Genomic DNA, 21506 nt, shown 5'->3' with positions numbered 1-21506 from the left:
ATGAAAAAGACGTTATCAATTATCGCCTTGTCAATTATAGGCTTTGGATTAGTTTCATGTAAGAAAGAAAACAAAGAAACTCAAAGCCCTGAAGCTGTAGCTACTGATTCTACAGCTGTAGGAACTCCAGTAACAGCTGACTCTGCTGCTACATCTGTAACAGGAGAAGCTCCTGCGGCACCAGTTTCTAACCAACCATCTACTTCTATCGCTTTATCTGAAAGCAACTTCGATTTTGGAAAAATTAAAAAAGGAGATAAAGTAGAGCACGTTTATGAAGTTACCAATACAGGAAAAAATCCATTGGTGATTTCTGAAGTAAAGCCTGGATGCGGATGTACTGCTCCTGATTTTACAAAAGAACCTATTATGCCTGGTAAAAAAGGAAAAATTACATTGCATTTCGACTCTTCAAGCTTTGATGGCAACGTTCAGAAGTATGCAGATGTTTTTGCAAACGTAGAAAAGTCTCCAATCAAATTAACGTTCACTGCGAACATTCAACCATAATTTTTAAAATATGTTGACATTATTTTTACAGGCACAGCCACAGGGTTCTTCATCTATGATGCTGATCATGATGGGTGTGATGTTTGTAGGGTTTTATTTCCTGATGATTAGACCTCAGATGAAGAAGCAAAAGCAGGAAAAAAACTTTCAGGAAACCCTTAAAGTAGGAACTAGAGTAGTCCTTACTTCTGGTCTTCACGGAAGAATTGCTCAGGTTCAGGATGACGGTTTTGTAATCGAAACATTATCCGGAAAACTGAAATTTGAAAAAGCAGCTGTCTCCAGAGAAATGACAGAAAGCCGTTTCGGAGATAAAGCAAAAACTGCTGATAAACCAGCGGATAAAAAAGAGACAGAAACTGAAGAAAAGAAATAATTTAATTCAGTCTGAAAATATTTAGCTGCGGCGGGTGAACGAAGTTCACCCGCCGCAATTTTTTTATATAGCTTTCATTTATTATAAGCAGAACATTACAATAAATATCAATGTCATTGACTACATCTCGTAAACAATGGCTTTTTATTCTGAAAATAAGATACTACATAAACCGATTTGTGAAAGCATCAGTAAAATTAATATTCAATAAAAAATTATCTTTGCCATATGAATCAAAACACAAGCAAAACTGTTCTCATTTTAGGAGCCAATTCAGATGTAGCAAAACAATGCATTATCCAATACCTTGAAAAAGGATTTTCTGTAATGGCGGCTTCCAGAAATACAAAATCACTGGAAGATTTTATTAGATCCAATAATCTGGATCAGAATAAAGTGACGGTGCTGTATTTTGATGCTGCAGATTTTGATTCTCATCAACAGTTTTATAACGAACTTGCTGTAAAGCCTCATATCGCTGTGTATTCTGCAGGTTTTCTTGTGGATAATCAAAAGGCTTTGAGAGATTTTAAAGGAGCCAAACAAATGATGGAGGTTAATTACATGGGCGGAGTGTCTATTCTGAGCATTATTGCTATGGATGAAAGCAATAAAAATCTGGAAAGAATCATCGGACTATCTTCATTATCCGGAGTAAGAGGAAGAAAAAGTAATTTTGTTTACGGAAGTACCAAGGCTGCATTCACTCAATATCTGGCGGGATTAAGACAGGAGCTAGCATCCAGAAAAATAACTGTTAATGCCTTAGTGATAGGCTATATTCGCACAAAGATCAATGAAGGGCTGGAACTTAATGAGTCCTTAATTATGGAGCCTGATTATGTAGCGAAATACATTGTGAATGCGGGGAATTCCTTTACCATTGTTCCTAATTTTAAATGGAAAATTATTTATCATATCCTGAGGCTTTTACCAGAAAGCTTAGCAGCAAAATTACCATAATTCTTTAATTTTTACGGTTCAAAATTTATTTTCAGGAAAGATTTTTTTTCTGAAAAAGAGACTTCGGTATTTTTTTTGTAATGATAGCCCCGAATTATTCTTCCTGGCAAGATTCAATTTCTAAAATAATCATTGAGTAAGCAGAAATAATCTGTTCTGCTGTCAATCTATTGTAATGCATATAATTATTGATTTTAACTTCCAAAGAGTTAAGGTTGATTTTTTCTGAAAAAAAATATGTTTTCTATTCAGATTCATTTTAAAATTTTGTACTTAAGGAAAGAATATCTGTAATGGTATATAAAAATAAGTAGTATAAAAAATGGACGATTTACAATTGAACAACATTCAAAAACATTGGGATACCTTGATAACTTCAGCCATTTCATGGGCTCCGAGAATCTTTACTGCAGTTATTTCTGCATTATTGATTTACCTGATCGGGTCATGGATGATAAGGATGATTAAGAAACTTGTTGCAAAAGGTTTCAAAAAACGTAATATGGAAGCTTCTTTACAGCACTTCCTTCTTAATATTATCAATTGGGGACTTAATATTCTTCTCTTCATTGTAGTAGTTACACAATTGGGAGTGCAGACTTCAGCCTTTGTAGCCATGATTGGTGCTGCAGGTTTGGCTGTAGGTCTGGCTTTGCAGGGTTCTTTGACCAACTTTGCAGGTGGAATTCTGATTCTGTTATTAAAGCCATTTAAAATAGGAGATTTTATTTCCACCAATTCAGGAGTTTCAGGAACAGTGGAGGCTATTGATATTTTTCATACAAAACTGATTACACCACAAAATCAATTAATTATTATTCCTAATGGAGTGGTTTCCAACAATAGCATTACCAATTTTACACAGTTAGGAACAAGAAGAACATCATTGGATATCGGAATTGCTTATGATGCAGATCTTAAACATACGAAAGAAGTTTTGATGAAAGTAATTCAAAAGAATCAATATGCTCTTTCTGAGCCAGCACCTCAGGTAGTGGTAACAGCACTTGGTGATAGTGCAATTAATTTATCAGTAAGAGTGAGTGCTACTATTGAAAACTTCTGGAAAATGAATGAAGATCTTATTATTGATTGTAAAGAAGCCTTAGACCAGGCCGGAATCGGGATTCCTTTTCCTCAGAGAGATATACATGTTTACAATAAATAATTATCTGTCAAGATTTAAAATTATAATAAAAACTCCTGTATTACTTAAATGCAGGAGTTTTTTTATAAGAATTATTCTTTATTTTTCTTGCTTTGAGTATTGTTCAAGGAAACTTGTGAAAGTTTTATAATCACTTCCTTTAAAGTCTGTTTCGGTAAAAATAAAATTAAGATTGTTATTAAGAATACTTAGAATAAGGTATTTATCAACGAATTTATAGCTGGTTTTACTCCAAACGGTACCTATTGTACTCAATGAATTCTCCATCGTAATATTCTCTTTATCAAGAATTATAAAACTGGTATTCTCATTTTTTCGTTTAAAATCATTGATTTGTTCTTCAATAGATTGATAAAACTTCTTTTTTTTGGTAAAATATTGATAAAGAAGTAAGAAAATATAGCCAAGGAAAATAACTCCTGCATATCTAAAGACAGTAGAAGCAGGATTATTCTGAATAAAATTTAAAGAAGAAAATCCAAGTGACAGAAATAAGATAGCATAAAATATTGCTTTTTTAAGTTCTGTAAACCCTTTTTTCCATGTATGGTGAAAGAAAAATTTTTGGTGCTCTCGTTCCCTATTTTCATTAAAAGGAACTTTCAGTTTAATAGATTCATCCATTGGTTAAAGTTTTGAGAGTAAAAGTATAGAAATTAATCAATATTCTATTCTTTACTTCAATGTCTTTACTATACAAATCTCCTTTCCTAAAAAGGTTTTAAGCTGTTTTTTCTGTTTTTTCAGATTATTATGAGCTGTCAATTTGTTTTTTACCAAATGGCAATTGTTTTTACATTCTACTTTTATACCTTTATCTTTCCACAATCTGTGGATAAAATAATATGGAAGAACTTTTTAATTACATCCAAAAATTTGGATTGCTGAATGCACAGGATGAGTTTCTAATTGCAGAAGGTATTCAGGAAATTTCTGTAAAAAAGGGTGAGATTTTTGTAGAAGCAGGGAAAGTAAGCCAAAAGATTGCATTTGTAAAGAAAGGGGTATTTCGTTCTTTGTATTATAATAAAGAGGGAGATGATTTTACCCGTTATTTTATCTATGAAGGCCGGTTTATCGGAGATTTTCAAGGATTTACAGATCAGCTTCCTGCTCATGAATATATAGAAGCTATTACGGATGCTGTTTTACTTGTTATTGATCTCAGTCATTTTAAAATATTAGAGGAGAAAATTGCAATATGGCCTGTCTTATTTGCCAGAATTCATGGGTTTGTTGCGGAAAATAAGCTTAAAGTCGCAAGCATTATGCTCAATCAGGATGCAAAATCCAGATACATTCACTTTCTAAATCATTATCCGGGACTTGCCAATAGAGTTCCACAGTCTATGTTAGCTTCTTATCTTGGGGTGACTCCTTCTTCATTGAGCAGGATCAGGAGGAATATTAATGAGTAATGCGGTCTCTTAAAGTAGAAAATAAGTGTAAGGATTAGAATGTAACTTCTATAGATCTTATTTTTCTAGCAAAATTAAATATATGAATTGGTAATAGTCAATGGGGATAGGCTTTAGCCCCTTCGTTCAGTCATTTTAAAATCTTCCATCGGCTTTAGCCAAAACCCAGTCAATACGATTCATATTAAAAATACAAGGCTAGAACCAATTCTTGTCTCCTATTTATAAATATCTCTCTTGTATATTCACACCAATACGTTTTTGTCAAATGGCAATGGCCTCTTTTTCAAACTGCCATAGCTTTGTACCATAAAAATAATGATATGGATATTGTATTAGGACTTCAATGGGGAGATGAGGGAAAAGGAAAGTTTATTGATCTTATCAGTGAAAATTATGATATTGCAGCCCGCTTCAATGGCGGTTCGAATGCTGGACATAGTATTGAAAGAAACGGGAAAAGAATAACCCTTAAAATGATTCCTTCAGGAATTTTTATGCAAAGAGTGCAGAATGTTATTGGGACAGGAACTGTTCTTGATCCGATAAGCTTTAAAAATGAAATTCTGAATTTAAAGAAGTTCGATGAAGCCCTTCAGCCTGAGAAAAATCTTATTATTTCTAAAAAGGCTCATTTTGTATTACCTACTTATAAGCTTCTGGATGTTTTCATGGAAGAAAGTCCGGCTTACACCACTATAGGAACAACAAAGAATGGTATTGCTCAGGCCTATTCAAATAAAATTTTAAGACAGAATGTAAGAATTGGGGATATGTATTCACCGGACTTTAAAGAAAGGATAGAGCGTATTCTGGAAAGAGATTACCAGTTTTTGTCTGAAGGTGGGATGGAATTACCATCTTTACAATCAATTCGTGAAGAGTTTTTTGATGCGGTTGAGTTTTTAAAGCAATTCAATTGTACAGAAACTGAACTATTCCTGAATAGAGCTGTAAAGGATGGAAAAACTATTTTAGCAGAAGGATCCCAGGCTGCATTGTTGGATATCGATCATGGAACATATCCTTATGTAACCTCTTCTTCAACAACTGCTTCCGGGGCTTGCAGCGGATTGGGAATTTCTCCGAAAAAGATCGGTGAGATTTATGGTATTGCCAAAGCGTACTGTACAAGGGTAGGAAACGGAATATTTCCAACGGAGTTGTTTGATGAGATGGGTGAGAAAATCAGAACAAAGGGCAATGAGTTTGGTTCCAACACTGGTCGTCCGAGAAGAACCGGATGGTTGGATCTTCCTGCTTTACGATATGCTGTAATGATTAATGGGGTTACTCAATTGGTTCTGACTAAAGCAGACGTTTTAAGTGGATTAAAATCAGTTGCAGTCTGTACTCATTATGAATTGGAAGACGGAACTATTGAAACTACTGCCGGAACCCTTCCTGAAAATGCAAAACCAATATTCAAATGGCTGAATGGCTGGGAAGCAGATTTTTCAGTAATTAAAGATCCTTCAGCGCTTCCAAAAGAGGTAAAAGATTTTCTTACTTTTCTGGAAACAGAACTTGAAATTCCTGTGGGCTATCTTTCTACAGGGCCGGGAAGAGAAGAGATGTTGAAGATGAAATAATTTTCCCGACAACTATTGTTGATCTGTAAAAGGAATTTTGTTTTTTATATAATTGAATTTAGAAGTCGTTATGATTCCAATCGTAGCATCAGTTGTATACTTCTTCGAGACAATAATGTACTTGTTCTCCTCGTAACAATGTTGAATAACTTCAATAGGAATTAACTCATTATTTTCAAAGGTAATATATCCTGGATAAGACTCACAATGAAAGCGTCCGGGATCACCTTCAAATTTTATAAAAAGGTCAGCGGCATCTTCCTGAGCGAAGGGGAACCCGTTGACTTCTACTAAAGTAATCTTATTTTCTTTCAGCATTCTTTGGAAATCATGTTTTATAAGTGCTTTACTGCCTATAGTACAAATAATAGTTAATGAAAGAAATACTCCAAATATGGATAGATATTTTGAAGATTTTTCTTTAGCATCATTTATTGTGTTGGGAGGATAGTATATTACTTTTTTTAATAGTACCAGTATTATAGATATCACAATTCCTAAAGCTGATACATAGTTAATTAAAGAAAGGAGCTGAATAAGGGTTTTCATAATAAAAAAGCGGGGCAAATGCCCCGCTTTAAATTTATGCTTTTAAATCTAATTTTAACTCTAATTCATCGAGCTGTACATCAGCAATAGAAGCTGGCGCATCAATCATAACATCACGTCCGGAGTTGTTCTTAGGGAATGCAATATAATCTCTGATTACTTCATTTCCATCCAGAATAGCTACTAAACGGTCAAATCCGAATGCTAGCCCGCCGTGTGGTGGAGCTCCGTATTTAAATGCGTTCATTAAGAATCCAAACTGAGCTTCCGCTTCTTCTTTTGAGAATCCTAACAGGTCAAACATTTTTGATTGAAGATCTCTGTCAAAAATTCTGATAGATCCACCTCCGATTTCGTTACCGTTAAGTACCATATCGTAAGCGTTGGCTCTTGCTTTTCCAGGATCAGTTTCCAATAAATGGATATCTTCTGGTTTTGGAGAAGTGAAAGGGTGGTGCATTGCGTGGTATCTTTCAGAGTCTTCATCCCATTCCAATAGAGGGAAGTCAACAACCCAAAGTGGTGCAAATACGTTGCCTTTTCTTAATCCCAAACGGTTACCAAGCTCCATTCTCAATGCAGAAAGCTGAGCTCTTACTTTGTTCTCGTTTCCGGAAAGAATCAACATTAAATCTCCTTCCTTAGCCCCGAACTTTTCGATGATCTTTGTTAAATCTTCTTCATTATAGAATTTATTTACTGATGAGGTCTTCACGCCGTCATTCTGGAATTTAGCCCAAACCATACCTGAAGCCCCGATCTGTGGACGTTTTACCCAATCCACAAGCTCATCAATTTGCTTTCTTGTATACTCTGCACATCCTTCTACATTGATTCCGACAACCAATTCTGCTTCATCAAATATTTTAAAGTCTTTTCCTTTTACTAGCTCGTTAAGTTCTACGAATTCCATTCCGAAACGGATGTCCGGTTTATCATTTCCGTATTTCTGCATTGCCTCTGCATATGTCATTCTTGGGAAATCACCGAATTCCTGCCCTGTAATATCTTTAATAAGAGTTTTAGTCATTCCTTCGAAAACGTTCATTACATCTTCCTGTTCTACAAAAGCCATCTCACAGTCGATTTGTGTAAATTCCGGTTGTCTGTCTGCTCTTAAATCCTCATCACGGAAACATTTTACAATCTGGAAATATTTATCCATTCCACCTACCATCAAAAGCTGTTTGAAAGTTTGTGGAGACTGTGGCAATGCATAAAACTGTCCTGGGTTCATTCTGCTTGGAACCACGAAGTCTCTTGCTCCTTCCGGAGTAGATTTAATTAAAACAGGAGTTTCTACTTCAATAAAACCTTCATCTGATAAATAATTTCTTACCTTTTGAGCCATTTTGTGACGGAAGATCAACTTATCTTTTACCGGATTTCTTCTGATATCCAGATAACGGTATTTCATTCTTAATTCCTCTCCACCGTCTGTTTCATCTTCAATAGTGAAGGGAGGAAGCTGAGAATCATTTAGGATCGTTAATTTTTCAACTAAAAGTTCAATTTCTCCTGTAGGAATATTAGGATTCTTACTTACTCTTTCAATAACTCTTCCGGTAGCCTGGATAACAAATTCACGGCCTAATTTTTTAGCTTCTTCCATCAGTTGTGCAGAAGAACGCTCCTGATCAAAGACCAGCTGGGTAATTCCGTAACGATCTCGAAGATCTACCCAAATCATAAATCCTTTATCACGGATAGTCTGTACCCATCCAGATAGTGTAACTTCTTCATTCAGATTTTTCAGAGATAGTTCTCCGTTGGTGTGTGATCGAAACATAATTATTTGTTTAAAGTTCAATGTTTAAGGTTCTATTTTGAACCCTGAATTTTTCGTTGGCAAAGATAAGATTTTTGCAGGTTTTATAAATAAAAAAACTTCTGATTAATTTTTATTGCCAATTGCTAAGACTTACTACAAACCAGATTTGTATTTTTGAGGATATATAAATTATAAACAGAGCAATGACTAAATATATTGACTTTTTTAAAAAAGCCTTTCGTGGAGAAGAAACCGATTTTACGAAGATAAATATCAGAAGTGCTGTTCTGCTTCTGGCCATTCCGATGATGCTGGAAATGGCTATGGAGTCGGTGTTTGCATTGGTAGATCTGTATTTTGTGGGGCATCTGAAAGAGAGTGGTTTCGCGATTCAGACTGTAGGGCTTACAGAGTCTGTGCTTTCCATCATGTACTCTATTGCAATTGGAATGAGTATGGCGGCAACAGCAATGGTATCGAGAAGAATTGGGGAGAAAAACCCGGAACAGGCTTCCCGAAGTGCAGCCCAGGTATTGCTGGTGTCATTTGCGATAACGCTTGTTTTAAGTATTCTAGGTGTTGTTTATGCGGAAGAAATTCTGATCCTGATGGGATCAAGACCGGAAGCCGCTGCTTATGGAAAAGACTTTACGAGAATTATGATGGGAAGCAGTACAATCATTATGCTTTTATTCCTTATTAACGGGATTTTTAGAGGAGCGGGAAATGCAATGATTGCAATGAAAAGTTTATGGATTGCCAATATTGCGAACATTATTCTCTGTCCTCTTCTGATTAAAGGCTTTGGACCTATTCCAGCAATGGGCCTTACCGGAGCAGCTTTGGCAACTACTATTGGGAGAAGTATTGGGGTGATCTACCAACTGTACCATCTTTTGGTGGCAGATACACAAATCCGGATTAAACTCCCTTATTTTAAAGCAGATTATAGTTTAATTAAATCTATCATAAAAATTGCTACTCCCGGAATTTTTCAGTTTGTGATCGCTTCATGTAGCTGGATCTTTCTAGCAGAACTGGTAGCCACTACAGGTGGTGAAAATGCTTCTGCAGGTTATCAGACAGCCCTAAGGTTAATGATGTTCTTTATACTTCCAGCCTGGGGATTAAGTAATGCAGCATCTACATTAGTGGGACAGAATATGGGAGCGAATGAAATGGTAAGAGCAGAGCAGTCTGTCATGAAAACAGTGAAATATAATGTGATCTTCATGTTGATTGTAAGCTTAATATTTGTGCTTTTCGGTAATTTTTTAGTGAGTTTCTTTACTCAGGAAATAGAAATTAAGAATTTTGCTAAAAATGCGCTTCATATTATGAGTATAGGTTTTGTTTTCTATGGAATCGGAATGGTAATGATTAATGCATTCAACGGAGCAGGAGATACCTGGACACCAACATGGGTGAATCTTTTCGGATTCTGGCTGTTTCAGATTCCTTTAGCTTTTTTCCTTTCAAAATATCTGGAAATGGGACCAAAAGGAGTATTTATTTCAATCCCTGCAGCAGAAACGCTGATTACCATAGTTGCTTTTATTCTGTTCAGAAAAGGAAAATGGAAAACGATTAAAGTATAAGAGCAGGAAGCGGGGAGATGGAAGTAGGAAGTTTAAAATACAAATGGTCATCTTTTCATATAATAGATTTATCAAAGGAATTTAGAATTAATGACTGGCAGTACTCCCATCTTCCAGCTCCCATTTTCCTTTCTTATGAAAATTTAACAGCTTAAATGGTTGGATATTAATGATGTATTCCCTAAATTCGTAATAACAACAAATACTTATTACTATGGGAAAAGGAGACAAAAAATCAAGAAGAGGTAAAATTAATTCCGGAAATTACGGAAAAAGAAGACCAAGAAAGGCTTCAAAATCTTTTGCAGCATCTGAAGATAAATCTAAAAAGTAATGATATAAAAAGGGCGGAAAAAATTTTCTCCGCCCTTTTTTATTAAAAATTAAATTAATTATTTTCCAAAAATATTTCCAAGGATGTTTCCTAGCCCGCCACCTTGTTGCTGTTGGTTTCCGCTACCACCCAGTACACTTCCTAAGATATCATTCAAAGGATTTCCTGATGATTGAGCTTGTCCATTGCCCAAAACACTTCCGAGGATGTCATTTAATGGGTTAGATTGTTGAGACTGTGCCTGATTAGAGGCATTTCCTAAGATGCCTCCCAAAAGATCACCTAAACCTCCTGCTCCAACATTACTTTGTTGTTTTTGTTGGCCGATATATCCCATAACAACCGGTGCCAGCATTGCAAGAATAGGTCCTATCTTATCTATTGAAATTCCAGTATTTTGTGATAACTGATTTTCTACTGTGCTCTTTTGTCCACCAAAAATATGGTCAAGGATAGATCCACCCTCAGCCTGTCTGGCTTCAATTTGTGAAGGATCGTTTAAGATGCTTCCGTTATGATCTTTGTCTAAAGCACTGTTTAACGCTTCAGCTTCCTTGGCATCCTGAGATTTATTTCTTAGGTAAGAAATGATAAGAGGAGTGGCTACTGCTAATAAAGCAATTACCTGATTTCTATTGATTCCGAATTTGTTTTCAGCCTGTTCAGCAACCTGGTTGCTAGTGTTCCCTGTAAGTAGGTCTATTAAGCTCATTTTTTGTGTTTATTAAAGTATTAATTGATTCAAAGTTATCAAAAAATATGTCTCACAAAATTTTTCGGATTCATAATTATTGTTAAAGTTTTCTGATCTCTGTTTTAGAAGACTTTACTCCTTTTTTAATGAAAGATATGGTTTAATTAAAAAAAGAAATTAATCAACAATAAAGTATAAAATTACGAATTCATTCTTAGTTCTTTACGATGGGAACATTAGAACATGCTTCTCCGAACATCAGAGATTTTACAATAGGTTTTAGCTGTTCTACCAGTTCTATATATGCATTTTCAGGAATTTCCTTATCTGAACATCCTTTTACCAGAACTCTTTTTCCTCTCATATCTCCGAAGTCATAAGTCTGGATTGCATTATGCATTAGGATAACTTCCAAATCCTCGCGGTTTCCAAACACAATTTTTTTAGTGACATCAGTTAATTTTGCAGTAAGTACAAAATAAGCCCAAAGCGGAATAATCGTGTCTACAGAATTGTATATATAGATGTATGAATCTTTATATTCTTCCACGTTGATGGCTTCCACCTTTTCACGGAAATCTTTTTCTTTCAGGATCATTTCCTGAAAAAGAAAATCTTTAAGGTCAATACCTTTTCTTTCCCCTTTTGGAAGTAAAGTGGTAAGGTCAAAATTCACAAGGCCGCTTTCAGCAACTTTATTTCGGATTTCAAATTCTTCTGACATTTTTATCATTATCTTTGAACAAATTTACGAATTAAGATCAATATACATTTTAATTTGTTCTCTATCCTTACTATAGAGATTGCCCATGATTCGAAAGAGCAGGCTGTTTCTGATGGTTATTAAAACAAATAAAGATTTCGAAAGAAATGAAATATTACATTATTGCAGGAGAAGCTTCCGGTGATCTTCATGGAAGCAATTTGATGAAATCCCTCAAACAAAAGGAGCCAGAGGCGGAATTCAGGTTTTGGGGCGGTGATCTGATGAAAGCTCAGGGCGGGACACTGGTGAAACATTATCGTGATCTGGCATTCATGGGATTTCTGGAAGTAGTCATGAATCTGAGAACGATTTTAAATAATATTAAATTCTGCAAAGAAGATATTCAGAACAACAGACCTGATGTTTTAATTCTGGTAGATTATCCTGGCTTTAATCTAAGGATAGCTAGATTTGCTAAAGAATTGGGTATTAAGGTTGTTTATTATATTTCACCACAGCTTTGGGCCTGGAAAGAAGGTAGAGTAGAGATTATCAAGAAATATGTGGATGAAATGATGGTCATTCTTCCGTTCGAGGAAGACTTTTACAGAAAACATGGGGTTCATTCACACTTTGTAGGGCATCCTTTATTGGATGCAATCTCTGATTTAAAGGAAATCAGTATTGATGGTTTTAAAAAAGAAAATGAACTGAACGAAAAGGAAATTATTGCACTTTTACCGGGTTCAAGAAAACAGGAAGTGGAGAAAATGCTTGAAATCATGCTTTCCGTAAGGCCGCACTTTAAAGACTATCAGTTCGTAATTGCCGGAGCACCAAGCCTGCCTAAGGAATTTTATGAGAAATATGTGGATGATAATGTACACTTTGTTTCGAATAGAACGTATGATCTGTTGAGATGCTCCAAAGCAGCTCTGGTAACCTCCGGAACTGCTACTTTAGAAACCGCTCTGCTGAATATTCCTGAAGTGGTATGTTATCGTGGAAGTGCTGTTTCTTACGCCATTGCCAAAAGATTAGTTAAAAATATCAACTATATTTCGTTAGTGAATCTTATCATGGATAGAGAAGTGGTGAAAGAACTTATCCAAAGTGATCTCAATACTAAGAATCTGGTGGATGAGCTCAATAAAATTTTAGAAGGAGGGAAAAGAGAACAGGTCCTGAATGACTATAGCCTTTTGAGAGAAAAGCTTGGTGGCAAAGGGGCCAGCGATCATGCTGCTGAGGTGATTTTAAAAGTCTGAGACGAATTCCGGAAATATAATTCCTTCATTACCATGAAACATCTAAAGAATTTTCTATTATTAATTGCCTGTACAATTTTTTCAATAAGTTTTGCTCAGAAAGAAGCTGTATTGAAAGATAAAGTTCAGATATTCTATTATGGTTGGTATGGAAACCAGAAAACTGATGGCGACCTGCAGCATTGGAATCATGAAATTATCCCTCATTGGAGCAACCCTAAATGGAATAATCTCGGAAATTACAAAGGAGGGGAAGATATTGGGGCCAACTTTTATCCGGCATTGGGTAATTACAGTTCTAATGATAGAACGGTCATAGAAAAACACATGAAGATGATGAAAGAGGCTGGTGTAGGTGTTGTGGTGGTAAGCTGGCTGGGAAAAGATTCTTTTACCGATAAAAGTGTGATGCAGTATCTGGATATTGCTGACCGTTTTAATTTAAAAATAGCCTTTCATATAGAACCGTTCTATAAATCTGTTACAGAACTTAAAGATCAGCTTTCTTATCTTGTGAAAACATATGCTCATCATCATGCCTTTTACAAAAAAGATGGAAAACCTTTGTATTATGTATATGACAGTTATAAAATAGCTCCGGAAGAGTGGTCGAAACTGCTTTCTAAAAACGGAGAGAAAACAATACGTAATACAGAATTAGATGGCTATTACATCGGTTTATGGGTAGAGAAAAATGATTCAGCTTTTTTTGATACTTCCGGTTTTGATGGTTTCTACACTTATTTTGCCAGTGAAGGTTTTGTTTTTGGAAGCACAACTTCTAATTGGGAGTATATGGCTCAATATGCAAAAGATCATCATCTTATTTTTATCCCATGCGTGGGCCCAGGCTATTCAGATACTAGAATCAGACCTTGGAATGAAGCTAATTTTAAAAGCAGAGAAGATGGAAAATATTATGAAAGAATGTTTGATGCAGCCATTAAAATTAACCCTGAATTTATAGGAATTACTTCATTTAACGAATGGCATGAGGGAACACAGATAGAACCTGCAATTCCTAAAAAGATAAAAGGATTCATCTACGAAAACTATGGAAAAGATCCATGGATGTACATCAAAGAAACAAAGCGTTTAGCAGATAAGTTTTTGAAAGGAAAGTAAAACTTTTTATCTAAACGTAATTTCATAGCAAAAAAATAAGCGCCCTGTTAATCTCTTTGAAGATAGCAGGGTGTTTTATTTAGTAATTACAGTGATAACAATCAGATGCTCAATTTCTTATCTTGGTGATATATTTAATTGGAATTGAATAAGGAACCCCTATTGATCTTAGTTATATGCTTTATCCTTGGAATTTTTTTTCAGGATTATTTCTTATTGGGAAAAGAAGGGATTTATGGTGTGGCTATCATTGAAACTGGAATTTTAATTTCTATATTCTTCAATACTTATTTTTTACATAAAACCAGGGTTATTTTGTTTGGGGCACTTTTCTTCGGAATGGGTTTAGTTTTTCATTTCTTTAATAATCCTTCTCCAAAAGTTAATATCTCTGCGAATAAAAGGGAGACAATTATTTTTAAAATTTCCCAGAAATTAAATTCAACAGAAAAATATAAAAAGTATGAAGGAATAGCTCAACTAGGAAAAAAAAGTTTTAATTCAATTATTTATATTCCGAAAAATCATAAAGAATTAGATTATAAGAATTATTATAAAGCTGAAGCCTATATCACACAGCCTCGGCAGCCCCAATACGATTTTCAATTCAATTATGCGAAATATCTTAAACGAAAGGATATTGACTATCAAATTTATCTTTCGAAAGATTTTTCTGCTGTAGAACGGAATGATTTAAGTTCTGCTGAACAAATCCGGCAATACAGACTCAACGTTTTACAGAAAATAGATAAAACAGATATGTCCGGAACTACTCAGACATTTTTGAAAGGAATTATCCTGGCAGACCGAACAGAAATGGATATGGGTACTGTACAAGATTTCAACCGATCTGGGCTGGTGCACTTATTAGCTATTTCCGGAACTCATATTGTGATTATTTTCGGACTTTTTTATTTTTTAATGGTCCGTTGTATTCCTTTGCAATTCAGGAAATATTCAATTATTTTAAGTTTGATGTTTATTTGGTTGTTTGCTTTATTTATCGGCTTTGGAAATTCGGTGCTTAGGTCATGTATCATGTTAAGTGTGTATTTTATTTTTGTCTTATTACAGAGAAAACCAGATTTACTGCACTCGTTGGCATTGTCAGCATTTGTTATTTTAATTCTTGACACTCAGCAGCTTTTTGATGTGGGTTTTCAGCTTAGTTTTTTGGCGGTATTAGGAATTTTTTGGTTGAATCAGCCACTTTTAAAATATTTTCCAAGAGCAGATAATTATTTAAAAAAACTAATCTTTAATACCATTACAATATCCTTGTCAGCCCAGTTGGCAACGCTTCCGTTGGTCCTGTATTATTTTCACCAGTTTTCATTTGTTTCGATTATTGCCAATATTATTATTGTTCCTTTTTCTGAAGTGATTATTGTGTTTTCATTTTTGATGACCTTTCTTATTGCCTTTGGTCTGGATTTCAGTTTTATTAATAAATTGTATGATGGAGTTATACAAATACTTCTGAAGGTTATTCACTGGTTTGCCGGAGCAGATATGGTATTAATTAAAAGTATTCCGATGAATCTGATTGAAGTATTAGCCATCTCAATGGCAATATATTTGTTAAGAGCATTGATTTTAAAAATAAACTTTAAAAATTCAATGAATTTCATAATCACTATTTTGGTGTTCTTGATGATAAGAATCGGATGTAATATTGTTGAAAATCAGAAGGAAGAAGTACTTTTGTATTCCTTTCATAAGAATAAAATCCTCTCCATAAAGAAAGGAAATAATGTCTGTTTTTGGATTCCTGATAGGGTAGATAGAGAAAAGGTTTTACAATATATCATTGAACCTTATTGTTCTTTCAGAAGAATAGATCAATTTGAAATAAAACGGATTCCTTTTTCAACTAAAAAAATAGTTTTTGGAGATCAGATTTATGATATGGAATAAAGATTTATGATTTTTTTGTTTTCCTTTATTAACAACATGCAGGGCTCTTATTTAGAAAGGTTACAAACTGTCTAATTGTGAGATTTCTCACTTTTCGATATTGTTAACATTTCTTAATTTTGTGGGAAATTCAAATTTAAACTTATATGGCAGGTTTAACGAGTTCTACGATAGGTAGAAAATACGCTATGGCATTATCAGCTATGTTTTTGCTGGTTTTTCTTATACTGCATTTGACAACCAATTTGTTATCAGTTCTAAACAGGGATGCATTTAATACAGCATCTGAGTTTATGGGCTATAATCCTTTTGTGCAGTTCTTAATGCAGCCTATTCTTGGTTTTGCAGTAATATTCCATTTTGCGATGGGATTTGTATTGGAGATCAAGAATAATAAAGCGCGTCCAATAAAGTATGCATCAAACAATGCTGCTGTAAATTCTTCATGGATGTCCAGAAATATGATTATTTCGGGGGCAGTTGTGTTGGCTTTCTTGGCGCTTCACTTATATGATTTCTGGTTACATGAAATCAATTATAAGTATGTAGAGGGAATAGCTCCTGATTCAGAACGTTTCTGGCCAGAGCTTCATGAGAAGTTTGCTGACCTTTGGAGAGTCGCTTTATATGTGATCTCTTTTATACTATTGGGCTTACACTTAGCTCACGGATTTCAGTCTTCATTCCAGTCTATCGGAGCAAGACATCCAAAATACACGCCTGTGATTAAGGCTTTCGGAACATGGTATTCTATCCTTATTCCGGCAGGATTTATCATCGTGGCAGTTTTTCATTTTATAACTCAATAATATCAATATACTAGTATGAGTAAATTAGATTCAAGAATTCCAGCGGGTCCTCTTAAAGACAAGTGGAAAAATCATAAAGATCATATGAACCTTGTTGCACCAAACAACAGAGATAAGATTGATATTATTGTTGTAGGTACAGGTTTAGCAGGAGGTTCTGCTGCAGCTACTTTAGCTGAGCAAGGATATAATGTAAAAGCATTCTGCTATCAGGATTCTCCAAGAAGAGCACACTCTATTGCAGCTCAAGGAGGGATTAATGCAGCTAAGAATTACCAAGGAGATGGTGACTCTACCTACAGATTATTCTATGATACCATTAAAGGTGGTGACTATAGAGCAAGAGAGGCTAACGTTTACCGATTAGCTGAAGTTTCTGCAAATATTATTGACCAGTGTGTTTCTCAGGGAGTTCCTTTCGGTAGAGATTATGGCGGTCAGCTAGATAACCGTTCATTTGGTGGGGTTCAGGTAAAAAGAACGTTCTATGCAAAAGGACAAACAGGACAACAGTTATTATTAGGTGCATATTCTTCAATGAGCCGTCAGATCGGTAAAGGAAGAATCAAGATGTACAATCGTCATGAAATGCTTGACCTAGTAATTGTTGACGGAAAAGCAAGAGGAATTATCGCAAGAAACCTTGTAACAGGTGAAATTGAAAGACACTCTGCTCACGCAGTTGTTATTGCTTCAGGAGGTTATGGAAACGTATATTTCCTTTCTACCAATGCAATGGGATCTAACGTTTCTGCTGCTTGGAAAATCCATAAAAAAGGAGCTTACTTCGCAAACCCTTGCTACGTACAGATTCACCCTACTTGTATTCCGGTTCACGGAACTCAGCAGTCTAAATTAACTTTGATGTCTGAATCATTAAGAAACTCAGGAAGAATCTGGGTTCCTAAAAAGATTGAAGATTCAGTAGCCATCAGAGAAGGTAAATTAAGACCTGAAAACATTAAAGAAGAAGATAGAGATTACTATTTAGAAAGAAGATATCCTGCATTCGGTAACCTTGTACCGAGAGACGTTGCTTCAAGAGCAGCTAAAGAAAGATGTGATGCTGGATACGGAATCGAAAATAATGATACTCAGGAAGGTGTTTACCTGGATTTCTCTACAGAGATCATGAAAAAAGGTAAAGAAGCCGCTATTGAAAAACATATTCACAATCCTACAGATCAGCAGATCTATGATCTTGGTAAGAGCTGGGTTGAGGAGAAATATGGTAACCTATTCGTAATGTACGAAAAGATTACTGCTGATGATCCTTACAAAACTCCAATGAAGATCTATCCTGCAGTTCACTATACAATGGGTGGTGTATGGGTTGATTATAACCTTCAGTCTACAATTCCGGGATGTTTCGTAATTGGTGAAGCAAACTTTTCTGATCACGGAGCTAACAGACTTGGAGCATCTGCATTGATGCAAGGTCTTGCAGACGGATATTTCGTATTACCTTATACAATCGCAGATTACCTTTCTGCAGATATCAGAACAGGAGCAATTCCTACCAACTCAGCAGCGTTTGACGAAGCTGAAAAAGAAATTAAAGATAAAGTTGATTTCTTCATTAATAATAAAGGAACTCATTCAGTAGACCACTTCCACAAGAAATTGGGACACATTATGTGGAATAAAGTAGGAATGGGTAGAACTCCGGAAGGGTTAAAAGAAGCAATCAAAGAAATTGAAGAAGTAAGAAACGACTTCTGGAAGAACGTAAAAGTTCCTGGTGAAGGAGAAGGAATGAACACTGAGCTTGAAAAAGCATTCAGAGTAGCAGACTTCCTTGAATTAGGACAATTAATGGCTATCGATGCGCTAAACAGAGAAGAATCTTGTGGTGGTCACTTCCGTTGGGATCACGCTACTCCGGACGGGGAAGCGGAAAGAGACGACGTAAACTTCAAATACGTTGGAGCTTGGGAATATCAGGGAGCAGATATCAATGCGGAAGTGTTGCATAAAGAAGAACTGATCTACGACAACATCGAGGTTAAAACTAGAAGTTACAAATAATCTCCAACCTATAAATATAACATTATGAGTGCAAAAAAAGGCTTACATCTTACGCTGAAAATTTGGAGACAAAAAAATAATAAATCTAAAGGTCAGTTTGAGACCTACAAAATATCAGATGTATCTACAGATTCTTCATTTTTGGAGATGTTGGATATCCTGAACGAAAATTTAATTAACGAAGGTAAAGAACCTATCGCTTTCGATCACGACTGTCGTGAAGGTATCTGCGGTATGTGTTCTCTTTACATCAACGGTAGAGCCCATGGTCCTGATACAGGTATTACTACCTGTCAGCTTCACATGAGAATGTTCAAAGATGGAGAAACTATCGTTATTGAACCTTGGAGAAGTGCTGCTTTCCCTGTTATTAAAGACTTAATGGTAGACAGAAGCGCATTTGACAGAGTAATGGCCGCAGGTGGTTTCATTTCTGTGAACACTTCAGGAAATACATTGGATGCTAACGCTATTCCTGTTCCTAAAGAAGATGCAGACAAAGCAATGGATGCTGCTGCCTGTATCGGATGTGGAGCTTGTGTGGCTACATGTAAAAACGGATCAGCAATGCTATTCGTGGGAGCTAAAGTTTCTCAGTATGCATTACTCCCTCAAGGTAGAGTAGAAGCTAAGAGAAGAGTTCTAAACATGGTGAAAGCTATGGACGAAGAAGGATTCGGAAACTGCTCAAACACTGGTGCTTGTGAAGTTGAGTGTCCTAAAGGTATTTCTCTTGAGAATATCGCAAGAATGAACAGAGAATACATGTCTGCTCTTGTAGATCAAGGATAGAATTGATTCAAAATACTTAAAAATCGCCCTCGTTTCGGGGGCGATTTTTTTTATATAGGCTGTTTAGCTGTTAAAGTTTGTTAACTTATTAACAGATCTTAGGTTTACTTTGCTGAATAAGTATATATTTGGAGGGCAGTTGAGTGATGTAAAAGTACATCATATCCATTGTTTTTACCAGTAAAAAATTGATTGATAAAATAATTGAACATCACTTTCTACTGGTAGTAATAAAATTTTTAAAAAAAATTATCAGTGTGAATTAACATGCCCTAAAAAGCGTATTTTTGTGTAATATTAAAAATTGAAATGAAAAAATATCTTTTATTGTTTATCATTGCGATCTTCGTGATGTCTTGTTCAAAAAAAGTAGAAGTAAAAGGAAAAATTACAGGAAGCTCACCATTAGAAAGAATCGAATTTGTAGAAGCTTCCGGAGTAGGAACACTACCTTTAATTAATATCGGTCTTGATAAAGAGGGTAACTTTTCAGGAAGCTTTGAAGCTCCTAAAGACGGAATGTATGTTATCAATTATGCTAACAAACAAAACCTGATCTACCTTGAAGGAGGACAAAAAGTAAATATCTCAGGAAATGCAATGACATTCCCTAACGAATATGTTATTACAGGAGATGCTAAAAAGAATAACGATTTCCTTACAGCCTCTCAGAAGTTCTTAGGCGAATATGGTAATAAAATTGACCTGAGACAATTAATGGCCGGAGATGAATCAGCTTTCGTTAAAGGGATGCAAAAAGTAGAAGCAGACATCAATAAAAATGTTGATGATCTTGCAGCTAAAAATAATCCTAGCAAAGCACTTTTGGAATGGAAGAAAAACGATATTAAAGTAACCGTTCTTAACCTTCTTGCCAATTATGAAATGTCTCACGGTGCTATGGCAGGTAATCCGTCTTATAAACCTTCCAAGGCTTTAACGGACTATCAGGCTAAACTGGATAATGATAAAGAGGCTATGGTGAAAACTATTCCACTTTACAGACAATATCTTCTTGTGAAAATGACTCCTGATTTCCAGAAATATGCAGAAGCAAACAGTAAAAATAAAACTGGAATTACCACTTCAGAAATGTTTGCTAAATATTTAAGCACTAAAAAAGATATTTCCCAAACAGCGAAAGATTATCTTTTAGCATTTGTAATGGCTCAGGCTGATATCCATCCAACTACTACAACTGCAAATATTGATAAAATCAAAAAATTAATTGATACGGATATCAAAGACGCTACCATCAAAAATGATCTGTTAAAAATGCAGATGGCAATTACAGGTCTTAAAATCGGAGAAGTAGCTCCGGAAGCTGCTTTAGTAAAACAGGATGGAAAAGCATACAAGCTTTCTGAAAATAAAGGAAAACCTTATATGCTATTCTTCTATGCTTCATGGAATCCTTATATTGGAGAAGCTACAGTACCGGTTTTAAAAGAAGTTGTTAATTTCTACAAAACCAAAATGAACTTTGTTTTTGTAAACGTAGATGATACAAAAGATCAGTTTATTAAAACTAGCAATTCATTATTAAAAGGTATTCAAGGAGTAAATGTATACGGAGAAAAAGGAATGGAGTCTGATATTGCTAAAAAATATGGAGTATACGGATTTAAATTACCTTGCTTTGTTATTGTTGATAAAGATGGAAAAATTGCCAGTAGATCATTTGTAAACCTTGGTGAGCAGGAACTGGTAACTATTTTAGATAAACTAACAGGGCTTTCAGCTCCAAAAGTAGATCCAAATGCACAGGTGCAGCCACAATTGCAGATTGATCCTGCTGCACAACAGCAAGCAAATCCTCAGCCAGCACCTACAAAATAATAAACTTTAATATAGATCAGAACCTTATCCTCGGATAAGGTTTTTTTTA

At 35.2% G+C, this 21506-nt stretch carries 20 protein-coding genes; 15 read left to right on the top strand and 5 right to left on the bottom strand.

The features are described 5' to 3' along the window. The 4 genes from J2772_RS10620 (at window position 1) to J2772_RS10605 (ending at window position 3017) form a co-directional block, all read left to right on the top strand. Window positions 1-510 carry a DUF1573 domain-containing protein gene (locus J2772_RS10620; RefSeq protein ID WP_209916410.1) on the top strand — a complete coding sequence of 170 codons (510 nt, stop codon included), beginning with the start codon at window positions 1-3 and terminating at the stop codon, window positions 508-510. A gap of 10 nt (window positions 511-520) precedes the next feature. Beyond that, a complete protein-coding gene (gene yajC / locus J2772_RS10615; protein ID WP_209916409.1) occupies window positions 521-886 on the top strand; it encodes a preprotein translocase subunit YajC in 366 nt (121 codons plus the stop codon). A 228-nt stretch (window positions 887-1114) separates the two neighbouring features. Then, entirely contained in the window at window positions 1115-1849 is a 735-nt protein-coding gene (locus J2772_RS10610) for an SDR family NAD(P)-dependent oxidoreductase (protein ID WP_209916408.1), read from the top strand. A 322-nt stretch (window positions 1850-2171) separates the two neighbouring features. Next, entirely contained in the window at window positions 2172-3017 is an 846-nt protein-coding gene (locus tag J2772_RS10605) for a mechanosensitive ion channel family protein (RefSeq protein WP_209916407.1), read from the top strand. 78 nt (window positions 3018-3095) lie between these two features. Here the strand turns inward: J2772_RS10605 and J2772_RS10600 are convergent, their stop codons facing one another. Beyond that, window positions 3096-3641 carry a hypothetical protein gene (locus J2772_RS10600; protein WP_209916406.1) on the bottom strand — a complete coding sequence of 182 codons (546 nt, stop codon included), beginning with the start codon at window positions 3639-3641 and terminating at the stop codon, window positions 3096-3098. Between the two features lie 221 nt (window positions 3642-3862). Here J2772_RS10600 and J2772_RS10595 point away from each other — a divergent pair, with 221 nt between their 5' ends. Together J2772_RS10595 and J2772_RS10590 are read left to right on the top strand one after the other, a co-directional pair. Beyond that, window positions 3863-4435 (top strand): Crp/Fnr family transcriptional regulator, encoded by a 573-nt coding sequence (locus tag J2772_RS10595; protein ID WP_209916404.1) that lies wholly within the window; start codon window positions 3863-3865, stop codon window positions 4433-4435. 323 nt (window positions 4436-4758) lie between these two features. After that, window positions 4759-6027 carry an adenylosuccinate synthase gene (locus tag J2772_RS10590; RefSeq protein ID WP_209916403.1) on the top strand — a complete coding sequence of 423 codons (1269 nt, stop codon included), beginning with the start codon at window positions 4759-4761 and terminating at the stop codon, window positions 6025-6027. A gap of 12 nt (window positions 6028-6039) precedes the next feature. Here J2772_RS10590 and J2772_RS10585 read toward each other — a convergent pair whose 3' ends face one another. After that, entirely contained in the window at window positions 6040-6345 is a 306-nt protein-coding gene (locus J2772_RS10585; RefSeq protein WP_209916401.1) for a hypothetical protein, read from the bottom strand. 265 nt (window positions 6346-6610) lie between these two features. Next, a complete protein-coding gene (gene aspS, locus J2772_RS10580; RefSeq protein ID WP_209916400.1) occupies window positions 6611-8365 on the bottom strand; it encodes an aspartate--tRNA ligase in 1755 nt (584 codons plus the stop codon). Between the two features lie 185 nt (window positions 8366-8550). Here aspS and J2772_RS10575 point away from each other — a divergent pair, with 185 nt between their 5' ends. Continuing rightward, window positions 8551-9945 carry an MATE family efflux transporter gene (locus tag J2772_RS10575; RefSeq protein WP_209916398.1) on the top strand — a complete coding sequence of 465 codons (1395 nt, stop codon included), beginning with the start codon at window positions 8551-8553 and terminating at the stop codon, window positions 9943-9945. Between the two features lie 214 nt (window positions 9946-10159). Further along, window positions 10160-10279, top strand: coding sequence for a 30S ribosomal protein THX (locus tag J2772_RS10570; protein ID WP_209916396.1), 120 nt, complete (start codon window positions 10160-10162; stop codon window positions 10277-10279). Window positions 10280-10337: 58 nt separating this feature from the next. Here the strand turns inward: J2772_RS10570 and J2772_RS10565 are convergent, their stop codons facing one another. Together J2772_RS10565 and J2772_RS10560 are read right to left on the bottom strand one after the other, a co-directional pair. Further along, window positions 10338-10991: a DUF937 domain-containing protein gene (locus J2772_RS10565; RefSeq protein ID WP_209916394.1), complete on the bottom strand. Its 654-nt coding sequence runs from the start codon at window positions 10989-10991 to the stop codon at window positions 10338-10340. A gap of 196 nt (window positions 10992-11187) precedes the next feature. Next, window positions 11188-11697 (bottom strand): DUF2480 family protein, encoded by a 510-nt coding sequence (locus J2772_RS10560; protein WP_209916392.1) that lies wholly within the window; start codon window positions 11695-11697, stop codon window positions 11188-11190. Between the two features lie 146 nt (window positions 11698-11843). Between J2772_RS10560 and lpxB the strand changes: the two genes are divergently transcribed. The 7 genes from lpxB to J2772_RS10525 all read left to right on the top strand — a co-directional run bounded on the left by lpxB (window position 11844) and on the right by J2772_RS10525 (window position 21457). After that, a complete protein-coding gene (gene lpxB, locus J2772_RS10555; RefSeq protein ID WP_209916390.1) occupies window positions 11844-12947 on the top strand; it encodes a lipid-A-disaccharide synthase in 1104 nt (367 codons plus the stop codon). 33 nt (window positions 12948-12980) lie between these two features. Then, window positions 12981-14072, top strand: coding sequence for a glycoside hydrolase family 99 protein (locus tag J2772_RS10550; protein ID WP_209916388.1), 1092 nt, complete (start codon window positions 12981-12983; stop codon window positions 14070-14072). A gap of 162 nt (window positions 14073-14234) precedes the next feature. Next, a complete protein-coding gene (locus tag J2772_RS10545) occupies window positions 14235-15989 on the top strand; it encodes a ComEC/Rec2 family competence protein (protein ID WP_245365203.1) in 1755 nt (584 codons plus the stop codon). A 146-nt stretch (window positions 15990-16135) separates the two neighbouring features. Continuing rightward, the gene (locus tag J2772_RS10540; protein ID WP_209916385.1) at window positions 16136-16798 is read left to right on the top strand and encodes a succinate dehydrogenase cytochrome b subunit; all 663 of its coding nucleotides are present in this window, start codon (window positions 16136-16138) and stop codon (window positions 16796-16798) included. A 15-nt stretch (window positions 16799-16813) separates the two neighbouring features. Further along, entirely contained in the window at window positions 16814-18826 is a 2013-nt protein-coding gene (locus J2772_RS10535; protein WP_209916383.1) for a fumarate reductase/succinate dehydrogenase flavoprotein subunit, read from the top strand. Window positions 18827-18850: 24 nt separating this feature from the next. Then, complete coding sequence (locus J2772_RS10530; protein ID WP_045501147.1) at window positions 18851-19618, top strand: succinate dehydrogenase/fumarate reductase iron-sulfur subunit; 768 nt, start codon at window positions 18851-18853, stop codon at window positions 19616-19618. Window positions 19619-19927: 309 nt separating this feature from the next. Next, window positions 19928-21457 carry a TlpA family protein disulfide reductase gene (locus tag J2772_RS10525; protein ID WP_209916381.1) on the top strand — a complete coding sequence of 510 codons (1530 nt, stop codon included), beginning with the start codon at window positions 19928-19930 and terminating at the stop codon, window positions 21455-21457. The last annotated feature ends 49 nt before the right edge of the window (window positions 21458-21506 follow it).

The organism is Chryseobacterium jejuense (assembly GCF_017877355.1).
Taxonomy (GTDB): Bacteria; Bacteroidota; Bacteroidia; order Flavobacteriales; family Weeksellaceae; genus Chryseobacterium; species Chryseobacterium jejuense_A.
This window is presented reverse-complemented; position numbering and strand designations above follow the sequence as displayed.